The 4913-nt window shown below is 40.4% G+C and carries 5 protein-coding genes; all 5 read right to left on the reverse strand.

The genetic code is table 11. The features are described from left to right. Positions 1-141 precede the first annotated feature (141 nt). The gene (gene rfbD / locus G1O98_RS36905; RefSeq protein ID WP_163939248.1) at positions 142-1038 is read right to left on the reverse strand and encodes a dTDP-4-dehydrorhamnose reductase; all 897 of its coding nucleotides are present in this window, start codon (positions 1036-1038) and stop codon (positions 142-144) included. 199 nt (positions 1039-1237) lie between these two features. Further along, the gene (gene rfbC, locus G1O98_RS36910; RefSeq protein WP_163939250.1) at positions 1238-1783 is read right to left on the reverse strand and encodes a dTDP-4-dehydrorhamnose 3,5-epimerase; all 546 of its coding nucleotides are present in this window, start codon (positions 1781-1783) and stop codon (positions 1238-1240) included. Positions 1784-1899: 116 nt separating this feature from the next. Further along, positions 1900-2976, reverse strand: a complete 1077-nt coding sequence (locus tag G1O98_RS36915) for a glucose-1-phosphate thymidylyltransferase (RefSeq protein ID WP_163939252.1) — start codon at positions 2974-2976, stop codon at positions 1900-1902. Positions 2977-3073: 97 nt separating this feature from the next. Continuing rightward, the gene (locus G1O98_RS36920) at positions 3074-4141 is read right to left on the reverse strand and encodes a glycosyltransferase family 1 protein (protein ID WP_163939254.1); all 1068 of its coding nucleotides are present in this window, start codon (positions 4139-4141) and stop codon (positions 3074-3076) included. Positions 4142-4143: 2 nt separating this feature from the next. After that, on the reverse strand, positions 4144-4913 hold a 770-nt coding region (locus G1O98_RS36925), incomplete at its 5' end, for a glycosyltransferase family 2 protein (protein ID WP_163939256.1).

Below are 4913 nucleotides of genomic sequence, written 5' to 3' on the forward strand. Positions count from 1 at the left end.
CACGCTTGTTAAGCTGAAACCTCCTTGCTGGCAGGGTGTGGGAGGTGTGGGAGGACGGGGAAGAAGTCTTACCCCCCCCACTCCCCCCACTCAAAAAGCAAGTTATATCAGGGCTTTGCGATTAACAAGTGTGCCATTCCCTTATGCCCTATGCCCATTCCCAATTTTCAAATCCCTAAGCATTTGCCGAAGTCTTTGTCGCCAATGAGGCGTATAAGTCCCTAGAATGGCAGAAATTTTCCCACAAGCAAGCACAGAATAGGCTGGGCGACTGGCTGGTGTTGGATATTCAGCAGTTGTAATGGGGACAATACGTTCAACTTTCAAAGGAAAGCCTAGCTGTTGAGCTTCTTCAAAAATGGCAACTGCAAAGTCATACCAGCTAGCAACGCCGCTATTAGTGTAGTGATAAGTGCCACTAATTTCTGGGGTTAACTGGGGAATCGTCTGGGCTATAACTGCCGCTATATCTTGCGCCCAAGTCGGGCTACCAATTTGATCGGCAACAACACGGAGTTCTTGGCGTTCTGCACCTAGTCGCAGCATGGTTTTGACAAAATTACTTTTGCCAAAGGTTCCATAAACCCAAGCAGTACGGAGGATGAGGTGATGGTCGCAGGCTTCCCGAATTGCTTCTTCTCCAGCAAGTTTGGTTTGACCATAAACACTCAAGGGATTAGTTGCATCGGTTTCCTGGTAAGGGCGATAGCCATTACCATCAAAAACATAATCGGTCGAAATATGAATTAGAAAAGCTCCTAATTTTTGGCTTTCTTGGGCAATAATTAGGGGTGCAGTAGCATTAATAGCGCTAGCAAGTTCGGGTTCGCTTTCGGCTTTGTCTACAGCAGTGTAAGCAGCAGCATTAATAATGATTTGCGGTTGCTTTGCTCTGATAAAGTTGCGGAGGTTATCGGGTTGGGCAAGGTCTACTATTGGGCGTGCTACTGAGATAACATCGCCATAGCTTGAGAGGGTTTGTTCTAGTTCCTTACCCACTTGACCGTTGCTACCAATCAGCAAAATTGATTTAGTCATTTGTCATTTGTCATTTGTCATTTGTCATTTGTCCAAGAGAAGCTACGCCCACTCTTTAACGTGGTTTGAATTAGTTTGATGAAAGACAAAGTTTTTCCACACACTATAAAAGTAAGCTTAGGGTATAGCAAGAGGCTGGGTATCTGACAAAATCCAATGACCAATGACCAATGACCAATGACCAATGACCAATGACTACTTAATCAAATACTTCAGCAGTCCTCAAAGATTTACCAGCTTGGTCTTTAGCTGATAAAATCGGTGACGCACTCAGGGGCCAATCTATAGCTAAATCTGGATCGTTCCATAGAATTGTGCGATCGCCTTGGGGTGCGTAGTAATCTGTAGCTTTATAGAGAACTTCGGCTATTTCTGAAAGCACAAGAAACCCGTGAGCAAAGCCTGGTGGTATCCACAGTAGACGTTTGTTCTCAGCACTGAGTTCATAACCCACCCATTTACCGAAGGTAGCCGAACTTTTTCTAATATCTACGGCTACGTCAAAGATAGTGCCAACAATGGCCCGAACAAGTTTACCTTGGGGTTGTTGAATTTGGTAGTGCAATCCCCGTAGTACATTTTGTTTTGAGCAAGAGTGGTTATCCTGGACAAAGTTGGTAACAATACCAGTCTCTTGGGCAAATTTTCGATCGTTGTAGGCTTCAAAAAAGAATCCGCGATCGTCTGCAAATACTTTGGGTTCGAGTTGTAGAACTTCGGGAATTTTGGTATGTAAAATACTCATCAATATTATTTCGAGTAACCCACCACAGTGTTAATTGTGTGAGTAATTTAATGCTTGTATTTTACAGCTAGCAGGTAACACTGTTACCGTGGCTTTTCCTCTTTTCACCAAGTAAATCAGGTTAGTTCAATTTGACAGTCATCGCCAATTAGAAATCGCAAGGCTTTAGGGCGGCGAGGTGCAAGAGTCAATTGTGCCCGTTGCCCAATCACACTATCAATAATGCGCTGATGAATTCCGGCAATTTTAGCGCCTTCTAAAATCACGCTGTGTTCTAAATCAGTATCAATAAGTGTCGCATTGTTGGCAATGCTACTATAAGGGCCAATAAAGCAGTTTTCTAAATGACAATTGCTACCAATGACTACTGGCCCCCGAATTGTGCAGTTAATTACTTTAGATTTTGCACCGATTTGGACTCGTCCAATAATCTGACTTTGGGCATCGATTTCGCCAAGAACTGATACTGTCAGATAGGTATCGAGAATCAATCGGTTAGCTTCTAATAAGTCATCTTTTTTACCAGTGTCAAGCCACCAGCCTTGAAGATTATATGCTAAAACTTGCTTATTCTGATTAATTAGGTATTGAATAGCATCAGTAATTTCTAGCTCGCCTCTGGCAGAAGGTTGAATATTTGCGATCGCATCAAAGATGAGGTGAGAAAAGAAATAAACCCCTACTAATGCCAGATTTGAAGGAGGAACTTTGGGTTTTTCAATTAACTGTAATACCCGTCCTGTATCATCTACCTCAGCGACACCAAAGGCGCTAGGGTTGGCAACTGAACGCAAGAGAATCAGAGCATCTGGCTGTTGTTGACTAAATTGTTGCAGAAAGTAACGTAATTCACCTAGTTGAATCAGGTTATCGCCCAAATACATGACAAAGGGAGAATTTTCTAAAAAGGGATGGGCAATTTGGACGGCGTGAGCAAGTCCGAGTGGCTGCTCTTGTACAATGTAGGTGATGTTTGCTCCAAAGTATTCTCCATTTCCGGTTTTCCCTTGGACTTCTGCTCCAGTTTCCGGGCTGATGATAATACCAATATCAGTAATCCCAGCAGCGACCATTTCTTCAATGCCATACCATAAAACAGGTTTATTAGCAACTGGTACGAGTTGTTTGGCTCCGCTATAAGTAAGGGGACGTAGGCGTGTACCTTTTCCACCAGAGAGAATTAGTGCTTTCATAGGGATTGAGGATTAATTATGAGTCAATAGTCAAGATAATCTGAAATCTGGACAAAATCCTAAATCCTGCGATCTAAATTCTCGCTTTAGTTATTTTTTATATGTAACGGGATAATACTTCAACGGTTGCTTTTCCTGTTTTTTCCCAACTGAATTGTTGGGAGTGAATAATACCTTGACTAGAAAGGTGCGATCGCAGTGTCGAATTAGTTGCGATCGCCTGCATCGCCTCTGTAATTTCTCCAGTGTTGTATGGATCGATCAGAATCGCCGCATCTCCAGCAACCTCTGGTAGGGAGGAGAGATTGGAGGTAATGACGGGAGTGCCACAAACCATTGCTTCGAGGACAGGTAAACCAAAGCCTTCCCAGAGACTGGGGAAAACCAGAGCGATCGCTTCATTGATGATTTTTGGCAATTCGCTATATGGTACATAGTCCAGAAACTTTACTTGATTAGTGATGCCGAGTTGTGCAACTTGCGCTTTTAAAGTTGGGGTATAACGCGAATCACTTGGCCCTACTAACCATAGTTCGTAGTCTTTGCAGTTCGGTAACGCAGCAAAAGCAGCGATCAGTCGCTGGATGTTTTTGTAAGGTTCTTGGCGGCCAATGTAGAGAAAGTAGTTGCAGGTGGGTAGATCGAGAGGGCGAAAGTGAGTGCGATCGTGGGCTAGGGGAATCGGGGTAATTTTATTTGCAGGAATTCCATAAAAATTGGTGATATCCTGAGCCGTAGTCTGAGAGATGCAAATAATGTGTTGTGCTTGTTTAAGAACTTGGGGAGTGTAGTAGCGGTGGTAAGGTATGAGTGGTGAAAAGCGCTTGGGAAAGCGCAACGGTATCATGTCAAAAGACGTGATTACAAAACGACAGTTGGTATAAAGAGGTGCTTCTGGAAGTGGAGAGAATAAAAGACTAGATTTGAGGTTATTATAAATTTTTGGTAGTTTAAATTGCGTCCATCTCAGGCGGCGTAAATGACCTTTAATACCTTGTTCTGACGTTTGATTAGCAGGAGTTTGATAAGAATTATAGTGAGGAAAATATTGTGAAGTTAAAAGTGTTGGTTGAAGTGATTTTAAGTGAGGTAAAAGATTAAAAGCATAAGTCGTAGTCCCTGTGGGTTTAGTAAGTATAAATGAAAGGTTAATTAATAAAGACATAATTATTTATACATAAAACTTAGTTTTATAATATCCCAACTATAAGGATTGGATGTTTTTAGATATTGATATAAAAACTTAAATATTAAATATACTCTTAACGTCAAAATTTCCCACATCGGACGATGTTTATGATAGTAGTAAATCTGGCTGCGTCTATATTCTACAGACATTTTATTGGATATTTTTTTTACAGAATGTCCTCTTATATGAATTAGGGATATGTGGGGAGTATAAATAATTTTATACCCTTCATTCCTGACTCTTTGACACAAATCAGAATCTTCAAAATACATGAAGAATTTTTCGTCAAAACCATCTAATAGATTAAATAAATTTGCCCTAATAAAAAAGGCTGCTCCGACGACAATATCTACTTCTTTAATATCTTGAAAATCCTGCTCTATAATATTAAAAGCATTTTTATTCTCAGCATTTTTATGTATCTTTTGTGCTTGAAGCTCTCCTCTAATTCCGATTTCAGGTGAAAAAGAAATTTGAAAACTTCCATCTGGAAAAAGTAATTTAGTACCAATAACACCTACATCTTGATTTCCAGACATTAATTCTATAAGATGGGGTAAGATGTTATTTGTAAGTATTGTATCAGTATTTAATAATAATAAAAACTCCCCTTTTGCTATTTTTGCACCAGCATTATTTCCTGCTCCAAAACCAACGTTTCTTGGTAGTTTGATTAATTTGATTTCAGGAAATTTATTATCAACAATATCTATACTATTATCTTGAGAATTATTATCGACTAAAATAA

Source organism: Nostoc sp. UIC 10630 (genome assembly GCF_010747425.1).
Taxonomy (GTDB): domain Bacteria; phylum Cyanobacteriota; class Cyanobacteriia; order Cyanobacteriales; family Nostocaceae; genus Nostoc.